Raw genomic sequence first — 24,966 nt, 5'->3', positions numbered from 1 at the left:
ATGCTATGGGCATCTCGCTTAACGGCGATGGCTATATTCGGCCCGTTTCCGGGTGAAGAGCAGTGAAGGTAGGAACATGGCTAAGAAGGTTCAGATCATCCTCGAGGATGACATCGACGGCTCGGAAGCTGCAGAGACGGTGTCTTTTGCCCTGGACGGCACGTCCTACGAGATTGATCTCAGCGATGCCAATGCGGCAAAGCTTCGTGACTCTCTCGCTCTCTTCGTCGGCCACGCGCAGAAGGTGAGCGGTCGTCGTGGGAGCGCCAAGAAGGCACCCGCCGCCGGTGGGTCGACCCCGAAGGTCATGCGTGAGTGGGGCAAGGCCAACGGCTACACCGTCCCCGACCGCGGTCGCATTCCGGCCGACGTCAGGGCGGCTTTCGAAGCGGCTCACTGACCAGCGGGTCTCACCGCAGCGAACGAGCGGCTGCCGCGCCCTCCGGGGCGCGGCAGCCGCCTTTGTGTGTGGTCCGCCGCCGGCGGCGCTGTCCGGCCTACGGAACGCGTGTTCGCTCTCAGCGCACGGATCGCGTTGTGTTGTCGGGAACGCGTAGGCTGTCTTCGGGGTTGAATCTTGGTGACGCCCCAGAATTCTTAGGAGAGATGCGTACATGTTCGAGCGGTTCACTGACCGAGCCCGCCGGGTGGTCGTGCTGGCCCAGGAAGAGGCCCGCATGCTCTCCCACAACTACATCGGGACCGAGCACATCCTGCTCGGCCTGATCCACGAGGGCGAGGGCGTTGCTGCCAAGGCCCTCGAGTCCCTCGACATCTCGCTCGAGGCGGTGCGCAACCAGGTCGAGGAGATCATCGGCCAGGGCCAGCAGGCGCCGTCCGGGCACATCCCGTTCACGCCGCGTGCCAAGAAGGTGCTCGAGCTGTCCCTGCGCGAGGCGCTGCAGCTCGGCCACTCCTACATCGGCACCGAGCACATCCTGCTCGGCCTGATCCGTGAGGGTGAGGGCGTCGCCGCCCAGGTGCTGCAGAAGCTCGGCGCCGACCTCAACCGGGTCCGCCAGCAGGTCATCCAGCTGCTCTCGGGCTTCCAGGGCAAGGAGGGCCAGTCCGGCACCTCCGGTGCCACCGCGTCGACCGGCACCACCTCGACCGAGGCTCCTTCGTCCAGCCTCGTGCTCGACCAGTTCGGCCGCAACCTGACCCAGGACGCCCGCGAGGGCAAGCTCGACCCGATCATCGGTCGCGAGGCCCAGATCGAGCGCGTGATGCAGGTGCTGTCGCGGCGTACGAAGAACAACCCGGTCCTCATCGGTGAGCCCGGCGTCGGCAAGACGTCGATCGTCGAGGGGCTGGCCCAGGACATCGTCAAGGGCAACGTCCCCGAGACGCTCAAGGACAAGCAGATCTACACGCTCGACCTGGGTGCGCTGGTGGCCGGTTCGCGCTACCGCGGTGACTTCGAGGAGCGTCTCAAGAAGGTGCTCAAGGAGATCAAGACCCGCGGCGACATCGTGCTGTTCATCGACGAGATCCACACCCTCGTCGGTGCCGGTGCGGCCGAGGGCGCCATCGACGCGGCGAGCATCCTGAAGCCGATGCTGGCCCGCGGTGAGCTGCAGACCATCGGTGCGACCACGCTCGACGAATACCGGAAATACCTGGAGAAGGACGCCGCTCTCGAGCGTCGTTTCCAGCCGATCCAGGTGCCCGAGCCGTCGATCGCGGTCGCGATCGAGATGCTCAAGGGCATCCGCGACCGCTACGAGGCCCACCACCGGGTGACGATCACCGACGAGGCCCTGGTCTCGGCGGTCACCATGGCTGACCGTTACATCTCCGACCGCTTCCTGCCGGACAAGGCGATCGACCTGATCGACGAGGCCGGCTCGCGCCTGCGGATCCGCCGGATGACGGCCCCCGCCGACCTGCGGGAGTACGACGACAAGATCGCCGACGTCCGTCAGCGCAAGGAGGCCGCGATCGACGGCCAGGACTTCGAGGCGGCAGCCCGTCTGCGCGATGAGGAGAAGCAGCTCATCGCCAAGAAGGCCGAGCGTGAGAAGGCCTGGCGTGCCGGCGACATGGACGAGGTCGCCGAGGTCGACGAGGAGCTGATCGCCGAGGTTCTCGCCGTGGCGACCGGCATCCCGATCGTGCAGGTCAACGAGGAGGAGTCCGCGCGACTGCTCCGCATGGAGGAGGAGCTCCACAAGCGCGTCATCGGCCAGGACCAGGCGGTCAAGGCCCTGTCCCGTGCCATCCGGCGTACGCGTGCCGGTCTGAAGGACCCGAAGCGCCCCGGCGGTTCGTTCATCTTCGCCGGTCCCTCCGGTGTCGGTAAGACCTGGCTGTCCAAGACGCTCGCCGAGTTCCTCTTCGGCGACGAGGACGCGCTGATCCAGCTCGACATGTCGGAGTTCGGCGAGAAGCACACCGTCTCGCGGCTCTTCGGTTCGCCTCCGGGCTACGTCGGCTACGAGGAGGGTGGCCAGCTCACCGAGAAGGTGCGCCGCAAGCCGTTCTCCGTGGTTCTCTTCGACGAGGTCGAGAAGGCCCACCCGGACATCTTCAACTCGCTGCTGCAGATCCTGGAGGAAGGTCGCCTGACCGACTCCCAGGGCCGCGTGGTCGACTTCAAGAACACCGTCATCATCATGACCACCAACCTCGGCACCCGGGACATCGCGAAGTCGGTCAACCTGGGCTTCTCCCAGGCCAGCGACGTCGCGGGCTCCTACGAGAAGATGAAGTCGAAGGTCTCCGACGAGCTCAAGCAGCACTTCCGTCCGGAGTTCCTCAACCGTGTCGACGAGGTGATCGTGTTCCCGCCGCTGTCGAAGGAGCAGATCATCTCGATGGTCGACAACATGATCGCTTCCGTCGAGATCCGCCTCAAGGACCGCGACATGGGCATCGAGCTCACCACGGCCGCGAAGGAGCTGCTCGCCACGCGAGGCTTCGACCCGGTCCTGGGCGCTCGCCCGCTGCGCCGCACGGTGCAGCGCGAGATCGAGGACGTGCTCGCCGAGAAGATGCTCTACGGCGACATCGGCCCCGGCTCGATCGTCCTCGTGGGCGTCGAGGGTGAGGGTGCTGCCGCGAAGTTCACCTTCGAGGGTCAGAAGCGCTCCTCCATCCCGGACGTTCCCCCTCTCGAGGGCGCGACGGTGGCCGATATCGAGCTCCCCGACCAGGACGAGCCGATCAACATCGAGAAGCCGAAGCCCACCGAAGGCGAGTAGTCACTTTCTGACGTCGAGAAGTCAGTTATCGACGCCGAGTGGTCAGAAATTCTGGCCACTCGGCGTTGCTTCTTTTGTCGTACGCCAGAAAGTGACCTTTCGCGGTCAGAAACTGACTTCTCGGCGGGGTTAGGGGAGGGCGAAGAAGTCTGGTTCTACCTCGGTGGCCAGATTGTCCTTCAGGAGGCCCTCCAGGGCTCGTTTGCGTTGGGTCTCGTCGGACCAGACGACGTCGAGACGGCTGCGGTGGACGGGGGAGTCGGCGTCGCGGAGAACGGCCAGCAGGCGGCCTCGGCACTGGCGGTCGGTGCCGGCCCAGGTCTGGACCTTGCGGGGAGGGCCGTCGTACGCCGGGTGGCCGGCGGCGCGCCAAGCGCACAGGTTCGCGACGGGGCAGCGGGCGCAGGACGGGTTGGCGGCCGTGCAGATGAGGGCACCGAGCTCCATGACGGCGACGGACCAGGTGGCGGCGGTGGGCTCGTCCTGGGGGAGCACGGCGGCGGCCAGCTCGCGCTCGGCTTTGTTCACCGACTGCGCGGGGAACTCGACGCCGCTGAGCGTCCTGGCGAAGACCCGGCGTACGTTTGTGTCGAGGACCACGTGGCGCTTGCCGTAGGCGAAGGTGGCGATCGCCGCCGCGGTGTAGTCGCCCACGCCGGGGAGTGCGATGAGCTCGTCATAGGAGTCGGGGACCTCGCCGCCGTGGTGTTCGACGATCGCGGTGGCGGCCGCGTGCAGCCGCAGCGCTCGACGGGGATAGCCGAGGCGCCCCCAGGCGCGGACGGCCTCGCCGGTCGGCTCCGCGGCCAGGTCGGCGGGGGTCGGCCAGCGTTCCAGCCAGGCCTCGTGGACCGGGAGCACGCGGGAGACCGGGGTCTGCTGGAGCATGAACTCGCTGACCATCACCGACCACGGTGTCGCGGTCGCGGAGCGCCAGGGGAGGTCGCGGGCGTTGGCGTCGTACCAGTCCAGAACGGCGTCGTGCAGATCGGTCACACCCAGATTGTGCCGTGCGACAGGTATTGTCACGGAGTGGCACCCCGAAACCTGCGCGCGAGGTCATTACGGTGTCGCCTATGGCCCGTGCGAGAAGGACTGGAGGACGACTGCCGGCCTCGGTCTACTGGCGCCGACGGCTGGCGGTGCTCGGCATCGTCCTGCTCCTGATCGTCGGGATCTCACGTTTCTTCCTCAGCGGTTCCGACGGGGTCGACGACACTGCCAAGCCTGTGGCCGACGAGCCGACGGCGACCGTGACGGTCACGCCGACGCCCAGCGCGACGCCGTCGAAGAAGGCGGGCAACGCGGGCAACGCGGGAAAGCCCAAGAAGCCGAAGAGCAGCGCGCCGCCGGAGCCGGCCGGCGAATGCTCGCCTTCCGACATCGTCGTCGAGCCCGCCGTCTCCGACGGCTACTCCTACGACAACGTCACCATCCCGCTGCAACTGCGCACGGTGAAGGCGTCGGCGTGCACGTGGAAGCTGTCCGCCGACGCCCTTCAGGTGCGGATCTCGCAGAAGGGCGGTGACCTGGTCTGGTCCACGGTCGACTGTCCCAAGGCGGTGCCGACCAAGGAGATCGTCGTACGCCGCGACGTGGTCACCACCCTGCCCCTCACCTGGACCGGCCGCCGCGTCGTCGCCGGCGAGTGCACCGGTCACGGCCCGTGGGTGAAGCCGAACTTCTTCGTGATCGTCGCCGCCGCCCTCGGTGGCGAACCTGCCTCGGCCACCTTCGGCCTCTACAAGCCCGGCACCGCCCTGTCGCGTACGGAACCCGACTCTCCGGTCACCAGATAGCCGAGACGTCAACTAGGACGGCCGAGACGTCAACTAGGACGGTCGAGTTGGCAGCTCGTGCCAACTCGACCGACGTAAGTGACGTCTCGGCCGACGTAAGTGACGTCTCGGCAGGGGGGGGTCAGACGTAGCGCTCGAGGATGGTGGACTCGGCGAGGCGGGAGAGGCCTTCGCGTACGGAGCGGGCGCGGAGCTCGCCGACGCCCTCGACGGCCTGGAGGTCGTCGACGCTGGCGGAGAGGAGCTTCTGGAGGGTGCCGAAGTGGTCGACGAGGCGGTCGACGACGGCGGGTGGGAGGCGGGGGACCTTGGCGAGGAGGCGGTAGCCGCGCGGGGCTACGGCGCCGTCCAGGGCGTCGGAGGTGGTCAGGCCAAGGACCCGGGCGGTGGCGGCGGGGTCGACGAGCTCGGCGGAGTTGAGCGCCTCGAGCTCGGCGAGCAGCTCTTCGGGCGAACGCGCGCGCCGGCCGCGGGGGAGGTAGTCGCGGATGACCATCTCGCGCTCAGCGTCGACGCCGGTGATGAGCTCCTCCAGCTGGAGGGACAGCAGCCGGCCGTCGGTGCCGAGCTCGAGCACGTAGTCCTCGATCTCGCGGGCGATACGGGTGACCATCTCCAGGCGCTGGGCCACGACGGCCACGTCGCGCACGGTCACCAGATCCTCGATCTCCAGCGCCGACAGGGTCGAGGCCACCTCGTCGAGCCGCAGCTTGTAGCGCTCCAGGGTCGCCAGCGCCTGGTTGGCGCGGGAGAGGATCTGGCCGGAGTCCTCGAGGACGTGGCGGGTCTCCCCGACGTACGCAGCGATGATCTGCATCGACTGGGACACCGAGATCACCGGGTGACCGGTCTGCTTCGCGACCCGGTCGGCGGTGCGGTGCCGGGTGCCGGTCTCGGTCGAGGGGATGGTGTGGTCGGGCATCAGGTGGACGGCGGCCTGCACGATGCGGCTCAGCGAGTCGTCGACGATGATCGCCCCATCCATCTTGGCAAGCTCGCGCAGGCCGGTGGAGGTGAACGGGACGTCGAGGGTGAAGCCACCGGTCGAGATGCCGTCGACCATCTTGTCGTGGCCGAGCACGATCAGCGCGCCGGTCCGGCCGCGAAGGATGCGCTCGAGCCCGTCACGCAGCGGCGTCCCGGGCGCGATCAGAGCAAGCGTCTCGCGCAGTCGGATGGAGTCCGCGGTGCGGTCGGCGGGCACGAGAATCCTTTCGGAGTGGGATGAGGTGATTCTAACCGTGGATCCAACCGTAATGCCGAGAACGTTCGGCCACGAGTCACCAAGCCGATCACACCAAGCGCAGGAATTCCAGCGCAGCACTGATGCTGTGCACCTCAAAGACACGCATCCCGTCGACTTCGCGCTCGTTGGGGCGGTTGGGCACCGGCGCCCCGGGGTCGGCGGGAACGACCGCGACCGTGAACCCGAGCCGCGCCGCTTCGGAGAGCCGCTGGTCGAGATCGCGCACCCGCCGCAGCTCGCCGGCGAGGCCGATCTCGCCGAGCGCCACCACCCCGCGTGGCGTCGGCGTGCCGGTGTGGCTCGACGCCACCGAGAGCGCCATCGCCAGGTCGGCGGCCGGGTCGCTGATCCGGGCCCCGCCGACGGTCGAGGCGAAGACGTCGCGACCGGAGAGGCCGACCCGCGCGTGGCGCTGCAGCACGGCGAGGATCATCGCGAGCCGGGAGCCGTCCAACCCCGAGGTCGTACGCTTCGCCCGCTCCTCCGCACCGAGCACGGTCAGCGCCTGGATCTCGGCGAGCAGCGGCCGGCGGCCCTCCATCGTGACGGTGACGCACGTGCCGGGGACCGAGACGTGATGGGTCTCGACGAAGAGGCCCGACGGATCGGTGACCGCCACGATGCCCTCCGAGGACAGGTCGAAGCAGCCCACCTCGTCGACCGGGCCGAAGCGGTTCTTCATCGCCCGCACCATCCGGAAACGGGAGTCGCGGGCACCCTCGAAGTGGAGGACCACGTCGACCAGGTGCTCGAGCACCCGCGGCCCGGCGATCGCGCCGTCCTTGGTCACGTGCCCGACCACGACGGTGGTGATGTTGCGGGTCTTGGCCACCCTGATCAGCGCCGCCGCCACCTCGCGCACCTGGGTGACCCCGCCGGGAACCCCCTCGACGCCGGAGGCGCCGATGGTCTGCACGGAGTCGACGACGATGAGCTCGGGCCGGCTCTCCTCGATGTGGGTCAGCACCGCCCCGAGGTCGGTCTCGGCGGCGAGGTAGAGCTCGTCCTGGATCGCGTTGGTCCGGTCGGCCCGCAGGCGCACCTGCGAGGCCGACTCCTCACCGGTCACATACAGCGCCCGGCGCCCGTAGCGCGCCGTCTGCGCCGCCACCTCGAGCAGCAACGTCGACTTCCCGACGCCCGGCTCGCCGGCCAGCAGGATCGCGGCCCCGGGCACCAGCCCGCCGCCGAGGACGCGATCGAGCTCCGGCACCCCCGACGTACGCCGCTCCGACTCGGTCACCGACACCTTGCCGATCGGCACCGCCGCGGTGGAGACGGGGGCAGCCTGCGTACGTCCGATCGGGGCTGCCGTCTCGGCGACCGACCCCCAGGCCTGGCACTCGCCGCAGCGGCCGACCCACTTCGCGGTCTCCCACCCACACTCGGAGCAGCGGTAGGTGGCGCGTTTGGACGAACGAGCGGTAGCCATGGTCAGCAACCTAGAGCACAGCACCGACAGTTCTGGGACCGATAGGATCGCGACGGGTCATGCTTGGTTACCATGGCTTGGAACGATCCAGAGTTCCACATCGGCATCAAGGGAGGCAGAGCGTGGCGGTGCCGCGTTCCGGCGGTCATATCTCGGCCGCTCCGCCGACCCTGGCGGACGTCGCGGAGCTGGCCGGCGTGTCCCGGCAGACGGTGTCCAACGCGGTCAACAACCCCGATCTGCTGCGTGCCGACACCTTGGCCCGGGTGCAGGATGCGATCGACAAGCTCGGCTACCAGCCCAACCGCGCCGCCCGGAGCCTGCGGACCAGAGCGAGCCACCTGATCGGCCTGCGGATGCCCGCCCTCCAGGAGGGCACGGCCAACGCGATGATGGACCGGTTCGTGCACTCCTTCGTCGAGGCCGCGGCCGAGACCGGCTACCACGTGCTCCTCTTCTACGGTGACCCCGCCGACCCGCTCGACGGCTACGACGAGCTGCTCCGGTCGACCGCGGTCGACGCCTTCGTCGTGACCGACACCCACCTCGGCGGCCAGCAGACGACCTGGCTGCAGTCGCGGCGAGCGCGGTTCGTCTCCTTCGGGCGGCCGTGGACCCAGCCCGACGCCAAGCACCCCTGGGTCGACGTCGACCTCGCGTACGGCGCCGAGATCGCGACCGAGCACCTGATCGAGCGCGGCCATTCCAAGATCGCCTGGATCGGCTGGCACAAGGACTCGCTCCTCGGTGAGGAGAGAAGGAGCGGCTGGATCCACGCGATGCACACCCACGGTCTCTCGACCACCGGCCTGGCCTCGCGCACCGAGGACTCGATCAGCTCGGGCAAGGCCGCCGCCGACGCGATCCTCGACGAGACCGAGCCGACCGCGCTCGTCTGTGCCTCCGACACGCTCGCGATGGGGGTGCTCCACTCCCTCTTCGAAAGAAGACTCCGCCTCGGTGAGGACATCGCGGTCGTCGGCTTCGACGACTCACAGGTGGCCCAGACGGTGCCGCCGGGCATCACCTCCGTACGTCCTCCGCTCGAGGAGGCCGCGCGCGAGCTGGTCAAGGCCCTCGAGGAGCTGCTCGCCACCCCGTCCTACGCCGCCCCCGGCGTGATGCTGAAACCCGCCCTGACCGTCCGCGGGTCTTCATAGACAGACGGATCCGCGCGACGATGGCGTCATGGGAACTGAGGACATTGAGGACATCGTCGTCATCGGTGCTGGTCTTGCGGCGGTCAGCGCCATCGAGGCCCTTCGTGACGAGGGGTACGCCGGCCGCCTGACCCTGGTGGGGAAGGAGCCGGAGCTGCCCTATGAGCGACCGCAGCTCTCCAAGGACTTCCTCTCCGGCGCCAAGGAGTTCAAGCTCTCCCACGACGAGGCGTGGTACGCCGAGAATGACGTCACCGTCCTGACCGGCACCACCGCGACCGCCCTGGACCTGGACAACGGCACCGTCACCCTCGACAACGGTGAGGAGCTTCCCTTCGGCACACTGCTCCTGGCCACCGGCGCCGACCCGAAGACGCCCCCGATCCCCGGCATCGAGAACGCGGTGACCCTCCGCACCGTCGAGGACGCCCGCGACCTCAAGGACGCGATCCAGCCCGGCACCAGGGTCGTCACGGTCGGTGGCGGCTGGATCGGGCTCGAGGTCGCGGCGTCGGCCACCGCCCTCGGCGGGAAGGCGGTCGTCATCGAAGCCCTCGCACAGCCGCTGCTCAATGTCCTCGGCCCGACCCTCGCCGAGCACGTCGCCGCCCTGCACACCCGCCACGGCGTCGAGATCCACACCGGGACGACGGTCGAGGCGATCGAGCCCGGAGTCGTACGCACCAGTGCCGGCGAGATCCCCGCCGACATCGTGCTCGTCGCCGTCGGAGCCGCACCGGCCACGGAGCTGGCCGCGCAGGCCGGCCTCGAGGTCGGCGACGGCGTCGTCGTCGACGAGAGGCTGCGTACGTCTGATCCTCGGGTCTTCGCAGCGGGTGACGTCGCGCTCGCGACGCACACCGTGCATGGACCGCTGCGGGTCGAGCACTGGGACAACGCGATCAAGCAGGGCCGGCTGGCGGCCAGGACGATGCTCGGGAAGGACGGCGTCTACGACTGGCAGCCCTACTTCTTCACCGACCAGTTCGAGTTCTCGATGGAGTACGTCGGCCGCTCCGCGCCCGACGACGAGGTGCTGCTCCGCGGCGACACCGAGGGTGACGAGTTCATCGCCTACTGGCGGCGCGGTGCGACCGTCACCGCCGGCATGAACGTCGGGATCTGGGACGTCAACGACAAGCTTCGCGAGCTGGTCGGGACCGATGCCGATCCCGACCAGCTCACCGATATGTCCTGATCAGGGCCTCAGAAGCACTGCGAGGCGCTCTGGTAGATGCTCGACTGGATGCCGAGGTGGATGTGGTCGCTGTGGTCGGGGTAGCCCGGCCCGAGCACCTGCGGGAACGACTGGCGTGAGGCACGCGCGATGCCACACATGGTCGTCGCGCTGCTGCCGGGCACCAGATCCATCGCCCGGCCGTAGAGGTGGTTGCTGTTGGAGGCTCCGCCGACGGCGTCGTTGCACGCCTTGGAGCGGTAGGCCGAGGTCACCCGCAGCGGGTTGTCGCCGAGCCGGTGCCGGATCGCCTCGGCCCGCCACATCGCCTGCATCAGGTTGGCCTTCACCTGCGTGATCGTCACCCCGGAGATCGGGGTCGGCCAGCCGCCGTAGCAGACGTCGTCGACCTCGCTCCAGTCGAAGTGGATCGGGGTGCAGTCGTCGTCCTGGAGCGCGTACAGCTTGTTGAAGGTGTTCGTCCCCGCGACGCCGTCGGCGGAGAGCCCGTAGGCGGCCTGGAAGTTGCGGACCGCGGTCGTGGTCGCCGGGCCGTAGGACCCGTCGATCGAGAAGATCGTGCCGGAGGCCGCCCATCCGGCGACCCGGATCTGCAGCTGGGTGACCGCGTTGCCCGAGGACCCCTGCTGGAGCGTGCCGCTCCAGGTGTAGCAGGCGTCGGCGTGGGCGGGGGCGGCCGTGGAGGTGATGGCGACCAGGCTGGTCGCCAGCGTGACGAGGAGGGAACCGATGACCGTGCCGAGGCGACGCCCGGGACGTGGAACGAGGCGCATCTGTGGAGCTCCTATCTTTCCGAGAGGTCCGAGAGGACCCGAGTCGCTCCCTAGCGTGGCCTCCTTTGACGTCGTGTACTTGGATTTCGCGTGAATGTAATCACCAGGGAATGGGGCCGGCGTCCTCGAAGTAGCCGCCGGTCGGGCCGTCGTCGGGCAGGGTCGCGAGGCTGATCGCGATCCGAGCGCCCTCCTCGGGCGTGCGTACGCCGCGGAAGCCGTTCAGGTCGGTGGCCACGAACCCGGGGCAGCCGAGGTTGATCAGGATGTTCGTGTCGCGCAGCTCCTTGGCGTACTGGATGGTGACGGCGTTGAGGTAGGACTTCGTCGGGCTGTACGCCACCGAGATCGGCCCCACGGCCAGCGGGTCGTCCGTCGCGGTCTGCCGGGCGAGGGAGCCCACGCTGCTGGACATGTTGACGATCCTCGGCGAGGCGGAGCGCCGCAGCAGCGGCAGCATCGCGTTGGTGACCCGGACGACGCCGAAGACGTTGGTCTCGACCGCGACCCGCATCTGGTCGATCGAGATCTCGGTCGGGTTCTGCGGCATGCCGCCGGTGACGCCGGCGTTGTTGACGAGTACGTCCAGGCCACCCTGCTCCTCGAGCAACCGGGCCGCGGTCGCGACGCTGGCGTCGTCGGTCACGTCCAGCGGCACCCCGAAGGCGTCGGCGCCGTTCGCGCGCAGCTTCTCCACCGCGGCCTCCCGGCGGGCCTCGTCGCGGGCGCCGACGCCGACCTTCCAGCCGCGCGCACCGAGGCCCGCGGCGATCTCGTAGCCGATTCCCTTGTTTGCGCCGGTGACCAGCGCGATCGTGTTCTCGCTCATGTCATCCAGCCTGGCCAGGGGCTGCGGAACACTCCAATATCGTCTCGGTGGGCGCCTATACCGCGCAGGTATGTTCCCAGGTCGGAGCTAGGGTTGAGACCATGGAGACCCGGGAGCTTCGCTACTTCGTCGCGGTCGCCGAGGAGCTTCACTTCAGCCGCGCGGCCGCTCGCCTCGGGATCGCCCAGCCGCCGCTGTCACGCGCGATCAGCCAGCTCGAGCGGCGTCTGGGTGGCACGCTGCTCGAGCGCAACAGCCGAGGCGTCACGCTGACCGACGCCGGCCGGGTGCTCCTCGCCGAGGCCCGCGCCGCGCTCGACGCGGTCGATGCCGCCGAGCGTCGCACCCGTCGCGCCGCGGGTAGTGGCGACGAGCCCGGTCTGGTCCTGGTCTCCAAGGCCGGAGCCTCCACCGAGCTCCTCACCAAGCTGCTCGACGCCTACGCCGCGGAGCCGGGGTCGGTGAAGGTCGAGGTCGACCTGTGCGGCATCGGGCAGCAGGGGCCGAGGCTGCGCGACGGCCGCGCCGACGTCGCGCTGCTGCACCGTCCGTTCGACTCCGTCGACGGGCTCGACTCCGAAGAGCTGCTCACCGAGGGCCAGGTCGCGGTCCTGCCCTCCAGCCATCCGTGGTCGACCCGGCCGCAGCTGAGGATGGCCGACCTCGACGACATCCCCGGCCTCCCGCCGATGCGCTGGCCGTCAGGGGGTGGCTTCGCGGACGGCCCAGGTCCGGAGGTCCGCGACTCCGCGCAGCTCTATCAGCTGATCGGGCTCGGCCGGGCGTACGCGGTCCTGCCGGAGTCCGCACGCGCCGAGCAGCATCACGGCATCGTCACCATCCCGGTGCTCGACGCTCCCGAGGTCACCACGGTCATCGCCTGGCCGCAGCACAGCCGCTCGCTCGCCCTGGCCGCCCTGGTCCAGACCGCGACCCGTCTCTAGAAGCGTTTCACTCGAGGTTGACCGGCGTAGCCGACGTACGTATCGGGCGTGGCGTCGAACCACGCGCGCAGGTCACAACGCGGACCGATCGGTGAGGCTCGCAACCGCGTCCGCCCCGGCGTCGGCGAGCTCTCTCTCGCGTTGAGGATCTTTAGCAAGAGCGAGGACGCGTACGCCGGCTGCGGCTGCTGCCTGAACGTCACTGAGCGTGTCCCCGATGAACAGAGCTGCGGATGGCCGGACGTCGAGGGCCCGGAGAGCACGTTCGAGCAGGAACGGGCTCGGCTTCAAGCGGTCGGCATCGTGCGGGTCGCGGCAAGCGAATGCGGTGATGTGATTGGTCCAGCCATAGCGGTCGAGGAATGCGCGGACGGCCTCCTCCGAGTTGTTGCTGACAACCGCGGCAGGCAACTTCCGTCGGTGGATGAACTCAACGAGGTTCTCGGCGTGAGCGCTCGCGGAGCAATGACGTGCAGCGTCGATCTCGGCGCGTGTACATGCACTTTCGACCGCGACCGTGAGGTCACCATGATGCTCGGCGACGTATCGGAGAACCGCCAGATGATCGGTGGTGGAGGCAACGTCGGGAGGAAGCGACACTCCGGGGATGGCTGCCCGTGCGGCGTCTGCAGCGCGTGCATTGACCGGCGATGGCATGAGGCTGGCGAGGGGCCCGTCGAAGTCGAGCAGGAGTGCGTCGGCTCGGGCGAGCAGATCGGCGGGGGCTGTCACGGGTGGGGGATCGCGATCGTGTTCCAGATGCTGTTGAACCATTCGCGGGTCTGGGCCACGAACTGGGAGTCGGTCGAATCAGGGTCACCGTCGTCGGTGTATTGGAACATCGATGCGTCCTTGCCCATGGGGTCGAGGATGGCCACCAGTTCTCCGTCGATGCGGACGTCGTGAGGAACCACGGGGTAGTAGCCGAAGAACATGTCGGTGTCGTTGATGATGAAACACTTGAACAAAGGCGCGGTCCCGTGGACTCGGGTCTCGACAGTTGCTTCGGGGATGAGGGCGAGGTCGGCCAACTCCTGGACGGTCTCGCGGATCGCGCCCGCGTGACGTGTGCTGATGTCTGCCATCCGGTCACGCACGGCGGCTGAGTCTTCGGGCCGGTTGTTGGCCAGCACGGGCAACGACAGCGGGCGACTCATGTCGGAGAGGAGCAGTCGGATGTGCAGGGACTTCGGGGTGTGGCGGCCGGTCCTGACCTTGTCCAGCGGTTCAGAGATCACACCGTGCAGGGTCTCGGCGGTGTAGCCGAGAAAGTCGATGGTGACCTTCTCAGCCTCGAATGCCGCCTCGATATGTGGCCGCAGACCAACCGGCCGCTCGGTGCGCGCACGTGCGAAGACTCCGCTTCCCTGGCGCGACACCGTGAGGCCCTCGTCCTTGAGGATTCGCAGGGCCTGCTGGATGGTCATGCGAGCCACTCCGTACGTCGCCGCGAGCTCGTGCTGGCTAGGGAGTTTTTCGCCTGGCCCGATCTTGCGCGTCAGGATCGCGGCCCGCAGTGACGAGGCAACCTGCTGGTACGGCGGCCGCGGGTCGTCAGGGTCAAGGCTCACGCGATCAGCGTAGCAACCTGCCTAGGTTGGGCAGTCCAATCCTCTTGACATGGCTAGCCAGGCTAGGCAAGATAGCCAACTGATCGGCTCGTCTTACTCTCGGAGGTGCATGTGATGAGCGACCGTCACCGGAACACGCCCAATCGTCGGGCGGGCCGCCCGCGCCATGTTCCTTATGCAGGAAGCGCGGCCCCACGTGAGCAGATCCTCGATGTGGCGGCTCTGCTGTTCGTTCGGCACGGCTTCGCGGCAACCTCGACCAGGGACATCGCCGACGCGGTCGGGATCAGGCAGGCATCCCTCTACTATCACTTCTCGGGCAAGGACGACATCCTCGCCGAGCTTCTGAACCGCTCAGTTCGTCCGACGGTCGACAATATCGCCAAGATCGAGCACCTGGTGCCGCCCGAGACCCACGAGACCGCGCTCTATCTGCTCGCGCTGGTGGACGTAGGCACCCTTGAAGCAGCACCGCACAACGTCGGACTGCTGTCGCGGCTTCCCGACGTCACCGAGAGCCCTGTCTATGAGCAGTTTCGCGATGCTCGTGTCGAGCTTGCCGATGGATACGGGCGTCTGGGGGCATCGATCGCTCGCCCGGCGATCGTCGACCTGATCGGACAACGGCGGCTGGGCGAGATCTTGATCCAGGTCGTCGACAGCGCCATCAACATGCGCAGCCTCGGCGAAAGCCCAGACGGGAGATCTTCGAACGCGGTCGCCAGCACGTGCCTGCGTATCTGCGGCTGCGATGACCAGCAGATCTCGTCGGCAGCCTCCACTGCCACTCAACTCTTTCAGGGATTCCGAGATGAGTCACTGCCCGGTTGACCCGCGACGTCACAAACCCTCCGTCATCCATCAAGTGCAAGGAGAACTGCAATGACAGCGAGCAATCCCAACGCACGGCGCCCGTGGGGCATCAGCCGCATGCAGCCCTATCCGAACGTCGACATCGAGCCGTACTCGGTCGCGGGCGTGGATCGGCAGACCCAGACAGGTATCTACACCGACACGAACGGCCAGATCGTCGCGATGCCCAAGCATGGCTCCAATACCGGGCGAGAGACCAACCAGGTGAGCACGTACCTGGACGGCACCAACGACACCGACCACGACCAGTCGAATGACCGCGACTGACCTGACCGGTGGGAGGCCGGTGCTGGTGCTGACCGACGCAGACGACCTGACGGCGGACATGGTCATCACCGAGCTCAATCGTCGCGAAGTTCCGGTCGTACGTCTCAATCCGTCGGATCACCGCCGCGTTCGCCGACCTCCTCGAACAGGGAATCGCATGACCGACCCACACACCCCAACGACTTCCCACTTCGAGTCGGCCAGGAGGGGGCTCGTCGACCGGCTCCGGGCCGAAGGGGTCATACGTACGGATGCCCTTCGTGCCGCCGTCGAGGCAGTGCCACGTGAGGCGTTCCTCCAGCAGGGAGTGCTGCTCCCTACCACGGACGCTCGATGGGAGGCGGTCACAGCCGAGAAACTCGGGCCGGAGAAATGGGCCGAGGTCGTCTATCGCGACGACTCGTTGGTCACCCAGCTCGACGGCCACCTCTCTGTCGCCGATATCGACGAGCCGGTCGTTGGCTTCCCTACCGCCTCGTCCACCATGCCGAGCCTGGTCGCCTCGATGATCGAGGATCTCGAGGTCGCGCCAGGGATGAACGTACTGGAGCTCGGCACCGGGACCGGTTACTCGACAGCCCTGCTCACCGAGCTGGTCGGCGAGGACCAGGTCACCAGCATCGAGGTCGACGCCGCTCTTGCCGATCGTGCGGAGAAGTCGCTCAACGAGAGCGGTCTTGCGCCCTGGACCTACCCGGGCGATGGCCTCCTGGGCTACCCACCCCGTGCGCCGTACGACCGGACCATCGCGACCTTCGCCGTCCGCAGGATCCCCTACACCTGGGTGCGTCAGACGCGGCCGGGAGGGATCATCCTGGCCACGGTCGGGACCTGGGCCTATGGAACCGGGCTGGCCAAGCTCACCGTCACCTCCGCCGGCACCGCACGGGGCAGGTTGATCCGGCGTACGTCATTCATGCCTGCCCGTGCGCACGCCGACGCGGTCATCGACGGCGATCTGGCGTTCCGGACGGCTTACGCCGACACCGAACGTACGACTCTTCTCGACCCGGAGATCCTCGGCGAGTGGATGCCGGCCTTCCTGGTCCAGGTCGCAGCGCCCGGCACCCAGCTGATCCGTAGTACAACCGTCGACGGCGAACAGGAGGTCTACCTGTTCGATATCGAGGGCGAGTCGTTCGCGGTGCTCGCCTCGGATGGCTCCGGATGGAAGGTTCGTCAGGGCGGTCCGGCGACGCTCTGGGACACGATCGAGGACGCAGTGGTCGCCTGGCAGGAGGCCGGCAGCCCTGACATCGACGACGTCTTGCTCGAGGTGACCGCATCTGGACACACCTACGAGTTCGCCTCAGCCCCCAGTCTGCGCTGGGTTCACCCGGTCAGAAGCGTTTCCACCAGAGGTTGACCGCATAGTCGACGTACGTCCCCTGGTGCTCTTCCAGGATCGCGGCCGCGGTGGCGGGGTCGAACTCGATGCGGACGACCGCCTCCAGGTCCGCGCGCGAGGCGAAGGACCAGTCCATGTCGACGGGGACGCGCGTCCAGCCGTGCATCGACCAGAACCGCTCCTGCTCGTCGGGCGGTGGGACCTTCGGGTAGCCGCGGCGGAACCACGCCCCGAAGCTCGAGCGGGAGCCGTCGTTGTCGATCACCATCGCCACGCCGCCGCGGCGCATCACCCGGTCGAGCTCGCTGAGCCCCGGCTCGGAGCCGGGACCGAAGAAGTAGGCCCAGCGGGCGTGCATGACGTCGACGGACGCCGGTGGCAGCGGGAGCTGTTGCGCGATCCCGTTGTGGACGGTGACGTTCGAGAGCCGCTTCGTACGCCGCCGCGCGAGCGTCACGAGGTCCGGATGGGGCTCGATACCGGTGACGCTCCGGGCCGTCTCGGCGAACCGCGGCAGATAGAACCCGGTCCCGCAGCCGAGGTCGAGGACGTCGCGTCCGGCCCACGGCGCGGCCTCTTCCATCGCCGCCCAGAGCCGGCCGTGCGGGTCGAGCGCACGGTTCTCGATCTCGTAGGTCGAGGTGTGGTGCCAGATGTTGGGGGACGGGATCGCACCCGTGGCCCCCGGCAGGTCGACCCTGCTCAGATCCGGACCTCGCCGCGTGGGGTGACGAACTTGGCGGCCAGCAGGCCGGGGGTGCCGTGCTCGGCGACCCAGTCGATGTGGACGTTCTCGGCAGGCTTGCCGGTCCACGGGTCGACCCGCTCCTTCAGCTCGTCACCGAGGTAGTCCTTGACCCGCTCGGGGTCGCCGGAGATCTCCAGGTCGGTGAGGGTGATGTCGGAGCCGGCGTTGCCGGGGTGGAGCTCGGGGGTCTCCCACTTGATGAAGTAGGGCAGCTGCGGGTCGGCGATCAGGCCGTTGATGCCGATCTGCTGCCAGTGGAGCTCGCGGCCGTCGGGGAGGTGACGGTTGCCGGGGACGGCCTTGCGGCCGAGCCGCTTCTCGATCGGGGTCATGTCGTCGACGCCGATCACGAAGCCGATCCAGCCGCCGCCGAGCGCGGAGCGGGCCTTGACGGCCTGCCCGAACGGCGCCTTGTCGCTGGCCGGGTGCTCGAGCGCCTCGACGACCTCGAGGTAGAGGCCGCCGCGCATCGGGAGGATGTAGTTGCGGGTGCCGAAGCGGGGGTGGACGCCGCCGTCGACGAACTCCTGGCCGAGCAGCTCACCGAGCTGCTTGGCGGTCTGTACCAAGCCATCGGGTCCTGCAGCGTACGAAACATGGTCCAGGCGCATGTAACGATTCTGAACTCTCGCTGAGAGAGAGACCAATCCAGGGTCACTATCTCTTGACGTCGAGATACACCCCGGGGTTCAGGCCGCTCAGCGCGGGCTGGCGGGATGGAGGGCCAGGGCGGACCTCGACCGGACGTGCGCCTCGCAGTGACGGACGAGCTCGGCGTACGCCGCCTTGCCCATCAGCTCGGTCAGCTCGGCCTGGTTGGTGAGGTAGACGGGCTCGACGGCGACGTGGGCCTCGGTGTTGCCGGAGCAGTACCAGTCGAGGTCGTGGCCGCCGGGACCCCAGCCGCGCCGGTCGTACTCGGTGATCGTCACCTCGGTGTATTGCGTTCCGTCGGTGAGCTCGACATCCCGGAACGTACGCCGGATCGGCAGCTGCCAGCACACGTCGGGCTTCGTCTCGAAGTGCTCCCGGCCCTCGGCCTGGGCGAGCAGGTGGAGCGCGCAGCCGGCTCCGCCGGGGAAGTCGGGCCGGTTGGCGAGGACGCAGGACTCCTGCCCGCGGAAGTCGGTCACCCGGGTCTTGCGCTCGCCCTCGTCGTCGAGCTCGACCCAGTCGTCGGCCGTCGGCGTACGCCCCGGGTGCTGCTCCCACAGGTCAGGGGTCAGCTTGCCGACGAACGATGCGGTCCGCGCCTCGTCCTCCTCGTCCGCGAAGTGCGCCCCCAGCGTGCAGCACCCGACGTCCGGCGAGCTCTTGAACATCCCCGGGCAGCCGTTGCCGAAGATGCAGGAGTAGGCCGATGTCAACCAGGTCAGGTCACATCGCATCCGCTCGTCCGGGTCGTCGGGGTTGACGAACTCCACCCACGCACGCGGGAAATCCAGGGGTACCTCGGGCACCTCGTAAGCCTACGTGGTCGACCGGGAGGCGGGCTCAGCCTTCCGTTTCCGTGGTGTCGTTGATCAGCGTTCCTCCGACGCCGACGAGCTCGTCGGGTTGGGGGATGAGCTCGACGATCGTCGTCGCGCGCAGGTCGTCGTCGAGTTCCAGTGCCGTCGCGACCGCGTCGGTGACCGCAGCGACGAGGCGGCGTGCGATGTCCCGGCCGTCTGGCCGGGCGAGCGCTCCGGCTCGGATGCCGAAGGCCACCTCCGGTGCCGGGTTGTCGGTCGGGACGCCGCCGACGGCCCAGCGGCCGGTGGGCACGCCGACGAGGCGTATGACCACCAGCGGACGCGCCCAGTCTCCGTAGACGCCGACGACGGCGTCGGTCAGTGCGGTGATCAGGGTGTCCTCGTGGCCGGCCAGCTGGACTTCGGCGGCCTGGACGGTCAGGTGTGGCATGAGGGGGCTCCTTCGAGTGCGTGGGTGGACGTCCGGGGGTTCATACGGCTCGCCAGGGACCGAGCTTCTCGGGGTTTCGCATCGCCCAGATGCGGGTGATGCGGCCGTCGGCGATGTCGAAGGCGTAGACGGAGACGGTGGTGCCGTCGACCTGCCCGATCAGGCCGGGCTGGCCGTTGACCGGACACTCCTGGATCGTCACCGCCGGCGCGCGGGCGGCGATCTCCATCCAGGCGGCGGCGATCTGCTCGGCGCCGCTGATCGGCTCGAGGAAGGCCAGGGCCAGACCGCCGCCATCCGCGGTCGCGACCGCCGACGGGTCGAGGAGGCCGACGAGGGCCTCGATGTCGCGGGACTCCCAGGCCTGCTTGAAGCTCCGGACGAGATCCTCCCGATCGGCGGTGGAGCGGTCGCGTGAGGTGTCGATGCGACGACGAGCCTGCGAGGCGAGCTGTCGGCAGGCGGCCGGGGTGCGTCCGACGACCTCGGCGATCTCGTTGAAGGTGTAGCGGAAGATGTCGTGCAGGACGAAGGAGACCCGCTCGGCCGGAGTCATCGAGTCGAGCACCACCAGGAAGGCCATGCTGACCGACTCGTCGAGGGTGACCCGGTCGGCGGGATCGGCCGGCGCCGACCCGGTGTCGAGCCAGCCACCCGGCACCGGCTCCGGGATCCAGTCGCCCACATAGTGCTCGCGCCGGGCCCGTGCCGAGCCGAGCAGATCCAGGCAGATCCGGCTGGCGACCGTCGTCATCCAGGCGCCGGGGTTCTTGATCGCGTCCCGTTGCCGGTCGGAGAGGGCGTACCAGCGGGTGTAGGTCTCCTGGGTCACGTCCTCGGCCTCGGCGAGCGATCCGAGCAGGCGGTAGGCGAGGTTGATCAGCTGGCGACGCTCGCTGATCACCTCGGCGAGGTGCGGGTCGGTCATGGCGGCTCCTTCGGTCTGCATGTCTACACCGATCCGACGAAACAGCGACCCGATCTGTCAGACCGGCTGACATTCCGTACGCCTGCTTCGTCGGAGGGGCAGCAGACTCACCACGGCTTCGAAGGAGCTCGGAACATGATCAGCATCGGCATCATCATCGGCAGCACCCGCCCCAACCGCAACGGTCCACAGGTCGCCCGCTGGGTCCATGACCAGGGTTCACGCCGCGACGACGCGGCCTTCGAGCTGGTCGATCTGCGCGATCACCCGCTCCCGCACCTGGACGAACCGGTGCCGCCGATGTCCGGGCCGTCGGTGAACCAGCACACCCGCGACTGGGCCGAGCGGATCGCTCCGTTCGACGGATTCGTGATCGTGACCCCGGAGTACAACGGCGGCATGCCCGGGGTCCTGAAGAACGCCATCGACCACGCCTGCGCGGAGTGGACGGACAAGGCGGTCGGATTCGTCTCGTACGGAGTCAGCGGCGGCGCTCGCGCGGTCGCCCAGCTGCGTACGGTGTGCAGCGCGCTGGGCATGGCCGATGTCAGCCGTCCGGTGGAGCTCTCGCTGTTCACCGACTTCGAGAACCACGCCACCTTCGTGCCCGCCGAGCGCCACGCCGCCACGCTCACCACCATGCTGGATCAGGTCGTCGCGTGGAGCACCGCGCTCGCGCCACTGCGTGAGAGCGCCCTCGTCGGGGCCGACGGAGGTCGGGCATGAGCACGCACGAGGAGGCCGCGATCCGTGGCCAGATCCAGAAGGTCATCGACGGTCTGCGGGCCAAGGACCTCGACACCCTGCGGGAGCCGTACGCACCCGATGTCATCTCCTTCGACGTCGAGCCGCCGCTCCAGCACGTCGGGATCGAGGCGAAGCTCGCGAACTGGGCGAAGGTCTTCGAGGTCTTCGAGACCGTGGACTACGAGTTGCGGGACCTGACCCTGGCCGTCGGTGACGACGTGGCGTACGGGTATGCCTTCGGCCGGCTCAGCGGGACGATGAAGAACGGGGTCGCGACGACCGGGATGTGGGTCCGGGTCACCTACGGGCTGCGGAAGATCGACGGCACCTGGGTGATCGCCCACGACCAGGTCTCGGTGCCCTTCGACATCCTCAGTGGCAAGGGTGTGGTCGACCTCGAACCCTGACCGGACGCCCACCTCGGCGATTCCGGGTGGCCGAGGTGGGCGGCGTATTCTTGTGGGGACGGAGCGACCGCTCCGTATCCATTGTGTGTATCACCTCGCGCTGGCCCCGCCGGCGGACCAAGGCGGCACAGAGCCGCGGTTCGCAGCGGGAGGTTCGAAAGAGATGTCAGAGCAGCGCGAGCAGAGTCTGGTGCGCGCCGTCGGAGGGACGTACTTCCCGCTCGCGCTGGTCGCGCGCCTGCCGTACGCCATGGTGGTCGTCGGGGTGCTGACGCTGGTCGTCGCGGGCCGCGGGTCGCTGGCGCTCGGCGGTCTGAACTCGGCGATGGTGGGGATCGGAGCCGCGGCGTGCGGCCCGCTTCTCGGCGCCGCGGTCGACCGGTTCGGCCAGCGGCGAGTGCTGCTGGTGGTCGGCGCCGCGAGCAGCGCGATGCTGGCTGCGATGGCCTGGGTGGTCTACAGTCCGCTGCCCGACGCGGCCGTGCTCGCGGTGGCGTTCCTGGTCGGCGCGACCGCTCCGCAGATCGCGCCGCTGTCGCGGTCGCGCCTGGTGGCGATCATCTCCGCCTGCATCGTCCCGGGCCGCCGTGTCCGGGTGCTCAACTCGACGATGGCCTACGAGTCGGCGGCCGACGAGATCGTCTTCATCGTCGGACCCGTGGTCGCGGGAGTCCTCGCCGTCGCCGTCGACCCGTGGGCACCGGTCGTCGCCGCCGCGGCCCTCACCCTGGTCTTCGTCTCCGCCTTCGCCCTCCACCCGAGCGCCGCCACCGCGCAGGCCTCGGCAGGACGTACGCCGGCTGCCGGCTCCGTGCGCGAGCTCGCCCGTCCGAGCGTGGTCGTGATCATGGTCGGCATCCTCGGCGTCGGCCTCTTCTTCGGTTCGATGCTCACCTCGCTGACGGCGTTCATGGGCGACCACGGGCGCCCCGAGGAGGCGGGCCTGGTCTATGCCGCGATGGGTGTCGGGTCGGCCGCGCTGGCCCTGGGCGTCGCCCTCTTCCCGGTGGCCTTCACCTCGGCCGCACGCTGGCTCGTCTTCGGCGGCGTGATGCTCGTCGGCGCCCTCGCGCTGCCCGGGGTGTCGTCGGTGACCGGGATGGTGCTCGCCCTGCTCGTCATCGGCCTCGGGATCGGACCGACGCTCGTCACGCAGTACGGCCTCGGTGCCCGGCGCAGCCCGGTCGGCCGGTCCGCCACCGTGATGACCCTGCTCGGCTCCGCCGTGATCCTCGGTCAGTCGCTGGCCTCCGCGATCACCGGAAACGTCGCCGAGCGCTGGGGCACCGATGCCGCCCTGCTCCTCCCGGCCGCCGCCGCGCTCGTGGTCGTGCTCGCCGGGGTCGTCAATGCCCGGATCGGAGAGCCTGGCCGTCCCGTGGCGGCTTCGACCTCCGCGCGTGCAGTGGCCACCGCCGACCGCTGAGCGGCATCTGTCGATCCGGGACGACGTGCTGATGTTTTCGTAAAACGCACGGTATGGTTCGTTTTATGAAAACGTCCAGTCCGACTCTTCTACCGTTGCTGCGTTCGCGGCTGCAGGGAGAGGTACTGGCCTGGGTGTTGCTCCACCCGGACGAGCACGCCAGCCTGTCCGAGATCGCCGCCGCGGTCGGTACGACGGTGCCGACGGTCAAACGTGAGGTCGACCGTCTCGAGGATGCCGGCCTGGTCAAGAGCACGGCACGTGGGCGCAACCGCGCCATCACGCCCACGACGGACCATCCGCTGTATCGCCCTCTGGCCGAGGTCATGGCCTTGACCTTCGGGCCCGTCGGACTGCTGCGCGAGGCACTCGAACAGGTGTCAGGCATCGACGACGCCTTCATTCACGGCTCATGGGCGGCTCGTTACGCCCAGCAGCCGGGCGCCGTTCCTGGCGACATCGACCTGCTGGTGGTCGGGACCCCCGACCGCGACGAGTTGTTCGAGGCGATCGAGCCTGTCGAACGGACGCTGCGCCGCGAGGTGAACTACCGTGTGGTGACGCCGGAGGCGTGGACGGCTGACGGAGGCTCCTTCAAGGCGACGATCATGGCCCGTCCTCTCGTGCATCTGATGGGAAGCGACGATGACTGACCAGCCTGAAGTGGCTCCAGGACACTGGCCACAAGGCGAGGCTGAGATCGAGACGATGATCGACCACGGCGATCTCGAGCGGGTCGCCCCGTCGACAGAGCACGCCGATCTGCTGATGAGCCACGCTGACGAGCACCTCGAAGCAGCGAAGCTGATGCTCGACACACACCCGACTTCGGCGTTCCCGCTGATCTACGACGCAGCACGCAAGGCGCTCACCGCAACTCTCGCCAAGCAGGGCCTTCGACCGCACGCACGCTCGGAGATCGGCGCCCACAAGGCGACCCAGCAGGCCGTTCAGGCCCAGTTGGGTCGTGCAGCCGGCGTGGTACGCCCGTTCGGGCCCATGCGGTTGCGGCGGCACGACACCGAGTACCCGTCCGTGGGTGACGCGCCCATCACGGCTGGTGAGACCCGGCAGGCTCTGGAGGACGCGACGGGCATCGTCGCGGCCATGAAGAAGCTGCTCCCGCGCCTCGGGCCGTTCTGAGTCAGTCATGGACATCGCATCACTGATCCGAGTGGTGTGGCACTAAAGTCGAACCCATGCGTCTGGGCGTACTCGACATCGGATCGAACACGGGACACCTGCTCGTGGTCGACGCCCACGGCGGGGCGGCCCCGCTGCCGGCGTACTCCTTCAAGCAGCCGCTGCGGCTGGCGGAGCACCTCGACGACTCCGGGGACATGTCCGACGCCGGAGTCGTGGCGCTGACCGAGTTCACCCGCGACGCGGTGCGGGTCGGGGAGGAGAAGGGCGTCTCGGAGATGCTGGCGTTCGCGACGTCGGCGGTGCGCGATGCCGGCAACTCGCAGCAGGTGCTCGATCACGTCCATGCCGAGACCGGGGTCGAGATCGAGGTCCTGCCGGGCGACGACGAGGCGCGGCTGACCTTCCTGGCCGTACGCCGCTGGTTCGGCTGGTCGGCCGGACGGCTGGCCGTCTTCGACATCGGCGGCGGCTCGCTGGAGATCGCGGCCGGACTGGACGAGCAGCCGTACGTCGCCTGGTCGCTGCCGCTCGGCGCCGGCCGGCTGGCGCGCAGCTACTTCGGTGACCGGCCTACCGAGGAGGAGCTGCGTGAGCTGCGCCGGATGATCCGCGCCTCGATCGCCGAGGACGCGGGCAGGATCCTGCGCGACGGCCAGCCGGACATGGCGGTGGCGACGTCGAAGACGTTCCGCTCGCTGGCGCGCATCTGTGGCGCCGCACCGAGCGGCGAAGGGCTGCGCGTGCGTCGCCAGCTGCCGCTGGCCGAGCTGCGCCGCTGGATCCCCAAGCTGCTCGAGATGTCGCTCGAGGAGCTCTCCGAGCTGCCCGGGGTCAGCCCGTCGCGGGCGCATCAGATCGTGCCCGGTGCGCTGGTGGCCGAGGCGTGCCTCGACATCTTCGACCTGCCCGCCTTCGAGATCTGCCCGTGGGCGCTGCGTGAGGGCCTGATCCTCGACCGCCTCGACCACCTGTCCTTCATCGGCAGCTCCGACGTCGGAAGCGCCGAATAGGAGACC

27 protein-coding genes are annotated in these 24,966 nt (G+C 68.6%); 15 read left to right on the top strand and 12 right to left on the bottom strand.

The features are described 5' to 3' along the window. Window positions 1–52: 52 nt before the first annotated feature. Together ACIA03_RS03920 and ACIA03_RS03915 are read left to right on the top strand one after the other, a co-directional pair. Window positions 53–400: an Lsr2 family protein gene (locus ACIA03_RS03920; protein ID WP_396979435.1), complete on the top strand. Its 348-nt coding sequence runs from the start codon at window positions 53–55 to the stop codon at window positions 398–400. A gap of 214 nt (window positions 401–614) precedes the next feature. Beyond that, window positions 615–3,203, top strand: coding sequence for an ATP-dependent Clp protease ATP-binding subunit (locus tag ACIA03_RS03915; RefSeq protein ID WP_396979433.1), 2,589 nt, complete (start codon window positions 615–617; stop codon window positions 3,201–3,203). Window positions 3,204–3,332: 129 nt separating this feature from the next. Here ACIA03_RS03915 and ACIA03_RS03910 read toward each other — a convergent pair whose 3' ends face one another. Next, window positions 3,333–4,205, bottom strand: coding sequence for an A/G-specific adenine glycosylase (locus ACIA03_RS03910; protein ID WP_396979885.1), 873 nt, complete (start codon window positions 4,203–4,205; stop codon window positions 3,333–3,335). Between the two features lie 74 nt (window positions 4,206–4,279). Here ACIA03_RS03910 and ACIA03_RS03905 point away from each other — a divergent pair, with 74 nt between their 5' ends. Continuing rightward, window positions 4,280–5,002: a hypothetical protein gene (locus ACIA03_RS03905; protein ID WP_396979431.1), complete on the top strand. Its 723-nt coding sequence runs from the start codon at window positions 4,280–4,282 to the stop codon at window positions 5,000–5,002. 121 nt (window positions 5,003–5,123) lie between these two features. On the opposite strand, the gene disA is transcribed toward ACIA03_RS03905, so the two are convergent. Continuing rightward, window positions 5,124–6,206 (bottom strand): DNA integrity scanning diadenylate cyclase DisA, encoded by a 1,083-nt coding sequence (gene disA, locus ACIA03_RS03900; RefSeq protein WP_052693162.1) that lies wholly within the window; start codon window positions 6,204–6,206, stop codon window positions 5,124–5,126. A gap of 88 nt (window positions 6,207–6,294) precedes the next feature. Beyond that, on the bottom strand, window positions 6,295–7,680 hold the full coding sequence (gene radA / locus ACIA03_RS03895; protein WP_396979429.1) for a DNA repair protein RadA: 1,386 nt from the start codon (window positions 7,678–7,680) through the stop codon (window positions 6,295–6,297). A 122-nt stretch (window positions 7,681–7,802) separates the two neighbouring features. Here radA and ACIA03_RS03890 point away from each other — a divergent pair, with 122 nt between their 5' ends. Then, a complete protein-coding gene (locus tag ACIA03_RS03890; RefSeq protein ID WP_160026416.1) occupies window positions 7,803–8,840 on the top strand; it encodes a LacI family DNA-binding transcriptional regulator in 1,038 nt (345 codons plus the stop codon). Between the two features lie 28 nt (window positions 8,841–8,868). Beyond that, entirely contained in the window at window positions 8,869–10,038 is a 1,170-nt protein-coding gene (locus tag ACIA03_RS03885; protein ID WP_396979426.1) for an NAD(P)/FAD-dependent oxidoreductase, read from the top strand. 8 nt (window positions 10,039–10,046) lie between these two features. On the opposite strand, the gene ACIA03_RS03880 is transcribed toward ACIA03_RS03885, so the two are convergent. Together ACIA03_RS03880 and ACIA03_RS03875 are read right to left on the bottom strand one after the other, a co-directional pair. Next, a complete protein-coding gene (locus ACIA03_RS03880) occupies window positions 10,047–10,811 on the bottom strand; it encodes a D-Ala-D-Ala carboxypeptidase family metallohydrolase (RefSeq protein WP_396979424.1) in 765 nt (254 codons plus the stop codon). Window positions 10,812–10,911: 100 nt separating this feature from the next. Continuing rightward, a complete protein-coding gene (locus tag ACIA03_RS03875) occupies window positions 10,912–11,640 on the bottom strand; it encodes an SDR family oxidoreductase (RefSeq protein ID WP_396979422.1) in 729 nt (242 codons plus the stop codon). A 101-nt stretch (window positions 11,641–11,741) separates the two neighbouring features. Here ACIA03_RS03875 and ACIA03_RS03870 point away from each other — a divergent pair, with 101 nt between their 5' ends. Then, window positions 11,742–12,584 (top strand): LysR family transcriptional regulator, encoded by an 843-nt coding sequence (locus ACIA03_RS03870; protein WP_396979420.1) that lies wholly within the window; start codon window positions 11,742–11,744, stop codon window positions 12,582–12,584. 72 nt (window positions 12,585–12,656) lie between these two features. On the opposite strand, the gene ACIA03_RS03865 is transcribed toward ACIA03_RS03870, so the two are convergent. Together ACIA03_RS03865 and ACIA03_RS03860 are read right to left on the bottom strand one after the other, a co-directional pair. Further along, on the bottom strand, window positions 12,657–13,316 hold the full coding sequence (locus ACIA03_RS03865) for an HAD family hydrolase (RefSeq protein ID WP_396979418.1): 660 nt from the start codon (window positions 13,314–13,316) through the stop codon (window positions 12,657–12,659). Beyond that, window positions 13,313–14,155, bottom strand: coding sequence for a GntR family transcriptional regulator (locus ACIA03_RS03860; RefSeq protein ID WP_396979416.1), 843 nt, complete (start codon window positions 14,153–14,155; stop codon window positions 13,313–13,315). Before ACIA03_RS03860 ends, ACIA03_RS03865 begins: the two co-directional genes overlap by 4 nt. Window positions 14,156–14,269: 114 nt before the next feature. On the opposite strand from ACIA03_RS03860, the gene ACIA03_RS03855 reads away from it, so the two are divergent. From ACIA03_RS03855 to tgmC, 3 genes are all read left to right on the top strand, one after another. Beyond that, window positions 14,270–14,986, top strand: coding sequence for a TetR/AcrR family transcriptional regulator (locus tag ACIA03_RS03855; RefSeq protein WP_396979414.1), 717 nt, complete (start codon window positions 14,270–14,272; stop codon window positions 14,984–14,986). A gap of 51 nt (window positions 14,987–15,037) precedes the next feature. Then, the gene (gene tgmA / locus ACIA03_RS03850) at window positions 15,038–15,295 is read left to right on the top strand and encodes a putative ATP-grasp-modified RiPP (RefSeq protein WP_396979412.1); all 258 of its coding nucleotides are present in this window, start codon (window positions 15,038–15,040) and stop codon (window positions 15,293–15,295) included. Between the two features lie 157 nt (window positions 15,296–15,452). Further along, window positions 15,453–16,661: an ATP-grasp peptide maturase system methyltransferase gene (gene tgmC, locus ACIA03_RS03845; protein WP_396979410.1), complete on the top strand. Its 1,209-nt coding sequence runs from the start codon at window positions 15,453–15,455 to the stop codon at window positions 16,659–16,661. On the opposite strand, the gene ACIA03_RS03840 is transcribed toward tgmC, so the two are convergent. From ACIA03_RS03840 to sigJ, 5 genes are all read right to left on the bottom strand, one after another. Then, window positions 16,636–17,226, bottom strand: a complete 591-nt coding sequence (locus ACIA03_RS03840) for a class I SAM-dependent methyltransferase (RefSeq protein ID WP_396979408.1) — start codon at window positions 17,224–17,226, stop codon at window positions 16,636–16,638. The genes tgmC and ACIA03_RS03840 overlap by 26 nt on opposite strands. Window positions 17,227–17,345: 119 nt before the next feature. Then, on the bottom strand, window positions 17,346–18,002 hold the full coding sequence (locus tag ACIA03_RS03835; RefSeq protein ID WP_396979406.1) for a VOC family protein: 657 nt from the start codon (window positions 18,000–18,002) through the stop codon (window positions 17,346–17,348). Between the two features lie 87 nt (window positions 18,003–18,089). Next, window positions 18,090–18,851 (bottom strand): hypothetical protein, encoded by a 762-nt coding sequence (locus tag ACIA03_RS03830; protein ID WP_396979404.1) that lies wholly within the window; start codon window positions 18,849–18,851, stop codon window positions 18,090–18,092. Between the two features lie 34 nt (window positions 18,852–18,885). Further along, a complete protein-coding gene (locus ACIA03_RS03825; RefSeq protein ID WP_396979402.1) occupies window positions 18,886–19,296 on the bottom strand; it encodes a 4-oxalocrotonate tautomerase family protein in 411 nt (136 codons plus the stop codon). Between the two features lie 40 nt (window positions 19,297–19,336). After that, window positions 19,337–20,224 carry an RNA polymerase sigma factor SigJ gene (gene sigJ / locus ACIA03_RS03820; RefSeq protein ID WP_396979400.1) on the bottom strand — a complete coding sequence of 296 codons (888 nt, stop codon included), beginning with the start codon at window positions 20,222–20,224 and terminating at the stop codon, window positions 19,337–19,339. A gap of 135 nt (window positions 20,225–20,359) precedes the next feature. Here sigJ and ACIA03_RS03815 point away from each other — a divergent pair, with 135 nt between their 5' ends. The 6 genes from ACIA03_RS03815 (at window position 20,360) to ACIA03_RS03790 (ending at window position 24,960) form a co-directional block, all read left to right on the top strand. Continuing rightward, window positions 20,360–20,950: an NADPH-dependent FMN reductase gene (locus ACIA03_RS03815; protein ID WP_396979398.1), complete on the top strand. Its 591-nt coding sequence runs from the start codon at window positions 20,360–20,362 to the stop codon at window positions 20,948–20,950. Beyond that, a complete protein-coding gene (locus ACIA03_RS03810; protein WP_396979396.1) occupies window positions 20,947–21,378 on the top strand; it encodes a YybH family protein in 432 nt (143 codons plus the stop codon). Before ACIA03_RS03815 ends, ACIA03_RS03810 begins: the two co-directional genes overlap by 4 nt. Before the next feature lie 163 nt (window positions 21,379–21,541). Then, window positions 21,542–22,804 (top strand): MFS transporter, encoded by a 1,263-nt coding sequence (locus ACIA03_RS03805; protein ID WP_396979394.1) that lies wholly within the window; start codon window positions 21,542–21,544, stop codon window positions 22,802–22,804. 65 nt (window positions 22,805–22,869) lie between these two features. After that, a complete protein-coding gene (locus tag ACIA03_RS03800) occupies window positions 22,870–23,457 on the top strand; it encodes a MarR family transcriptional regulator (protein ID WP_396979392.1) in 588 nt (195 codons plus the stop codon). Continuing rightward, complete coding sequence (locus tag ACIA03_RS03795) at window positions 23,450–23,947, top strand: hypothetical protein (protein ID WP_396979390.1); 498 nt, start codon at window positions 23,450–23,452, stop codon at window positions 23,945–23,947. Before ACIA03_RS03800 ends, ACIA03_RS03795 begins: the two co-directional genes overlap by 8 nt. 56 nt (window positions 23,948–24,003) lie before the next feature. Next, the gene (locus tag ACIA03_RS03790) at window positions 24,004–24,960 is read left to right on the top strand and encodes a Ppx/GppA family phosphatase (RefSeq protein WP_396979389.1); all 957 of its coding nucleotides are present in this window, start codon (window positions 24,004–24,006) and stop codon (window positions 24,958–24,960) included. Window positions 24,961–24,966: the final 6 nt, after the last annotated feature.

Origin of the sequence: Nocardioides sp. NPDC051685 (genome assembly GCF_044453405.1) — a bacterium.
Classification (GTDB): Bacteria; Actinomycetota; Actinomycetes; order Propionibacteriales; family Nocardioidaceae; genus Nocardioides.
The sequence above is the reverse complement of the archived record's forward strand: the minus strand, read 5'-3'. Positions and strand labels throughout refer to the sequence as shown.

Coding starts and splice junctions, on each gene's coding strand:
- ACIA03_RS03915 (WP_396979433.1), top strand. CDS start 615: ATGTTCGAGCGGTTCACTGACCGAGCCCGCCGGGTGGTCGTGCTGGCC.
- ACIA03_RS03905 (WP_396979431.1), top strand. CDS start 4,280: ATGGCCCGTGCGAGAAGGACTGGAGGACGACTGCCGGCCTCGGTCTAC.
- radA (WP_396979429.1), bottom strand. CDS start 7,680: ATGGCTACCGCTCGTTCGTCCAAACGCGCCACCTACCGCTGCTCCGAG.
- ACIA03_RS03885 (WP_396979426.1), top strand. CDS start 8,869: ATGGGAACTGAGGACATTGAGGACATCGTCGTCATCGGTGCTGGTCTT.
- ACIA03_RS03880 (WP_396979424.1), bottom strand. CDS start 10,811: ATGCGCCTCGTTCCACGTCCCGGGCGTCGCCTCGGCACGGTCATCGGT.
- ACIA03_RS03875 (WP_396979422.1), bottom strand. CDS start 11,640: ATGAGCGAGAACACGATCGCGCTGGTCACCGGCGCAAACAAGGGAATC.
- ACIA03_RS03870 (WP_396979420.1), top strand. CDS start 11,742: ATGGAGACCCGGGAGCTTCGCTACTTCGTCGCGGTCGCCGAGGAGCTT.
- ACIA03_RS03855 (WP_396979414.1), top strand. CDS start 14,270: ATGAGCGACCGTCACCGGAACACGCCCAATCGTCGGGCGGGCCGCCCG.
- tgmA (WP_396979412.1), top strand. CDS start 15,038: ATGACAGCGAGCAATCCCAACGCACGGCGCCCGTGGGGCATCAGCCGC.
- tgmC (WP_396979410.1), top strand. CDS start 15,453: ATGACCGACCCACACACCCCAACGACTTCCCACTTCGAGTCGGCCAGG.
- ACIA03_RS03840 (WP_396979408.1), bottom strand. CDS start 17,226: ATGGAAGAGGCCGCGCCGTGGGCCGGACGCGACGTCCTCGACCTCGGC.
- ACIA03_RS03835 (WP_396979406.1), bottom strand. CDS start 18,002: ATGCGCCTGGACCATGTTTCGTACGCTGCAGGACCCGATGGCTTGGTA.
- ACIA03_RS03825 (WP_396979402.1), bottom strand. CDS start 19,296: ATGCCACACCTGACCGTCCAGGCCGCCGAAGTCCAGCTGGCCGGCCAC.
- sigJ (WP_396979400.1), bottom strand. CDS start 20,224: ATGACCGACCCGCACCTCGCCGAGGTGATCAGCGAGCGTCGCCAGCTG.
- ACIA03_RS03815 (WP_396979398.1), top strand. CDS start 20,360: ATGATCAGCATCGGCATCATCATCGGCAGCACCCGCCCCAACCGCAAC.
- ACIA03_RS03810 (WP_396979396.1), top strand. CDS start 20,947: ATGAGCACGCACGAGGAGGCCGCGATCCGTGGCCAGATCCAGAAGGTC.
- ACIA03_RS03805 (WP_396979394.1), top strand. CDS start 21,542: ATGTCAGAGCAGCGCGAGCAGAGTCTGGTGCGCGCCGTCGGAGGGACG.
- ACIA03_RS03800 (WP_396979392.1), top strand. CDS start 22,870: ATGAAAACGTCCAGTCCGACTCTTCTACCGTTGCTGCGTTCGCGGCTG.
- ACIA03_RS03795 (WP_396979390.1), top strand. CDS start 23,450: ATGACTGACCAGCCTGAAGTGGCTCCAGGACACTGGCCACAAGGCGAG.
- ACIA03_RS03790 (WP_396979389.1), top strand. CDS start 24,004: ATGCGTCTGGGCGTACTCGACATCGGATCGAACACGGGACACCTGCTC.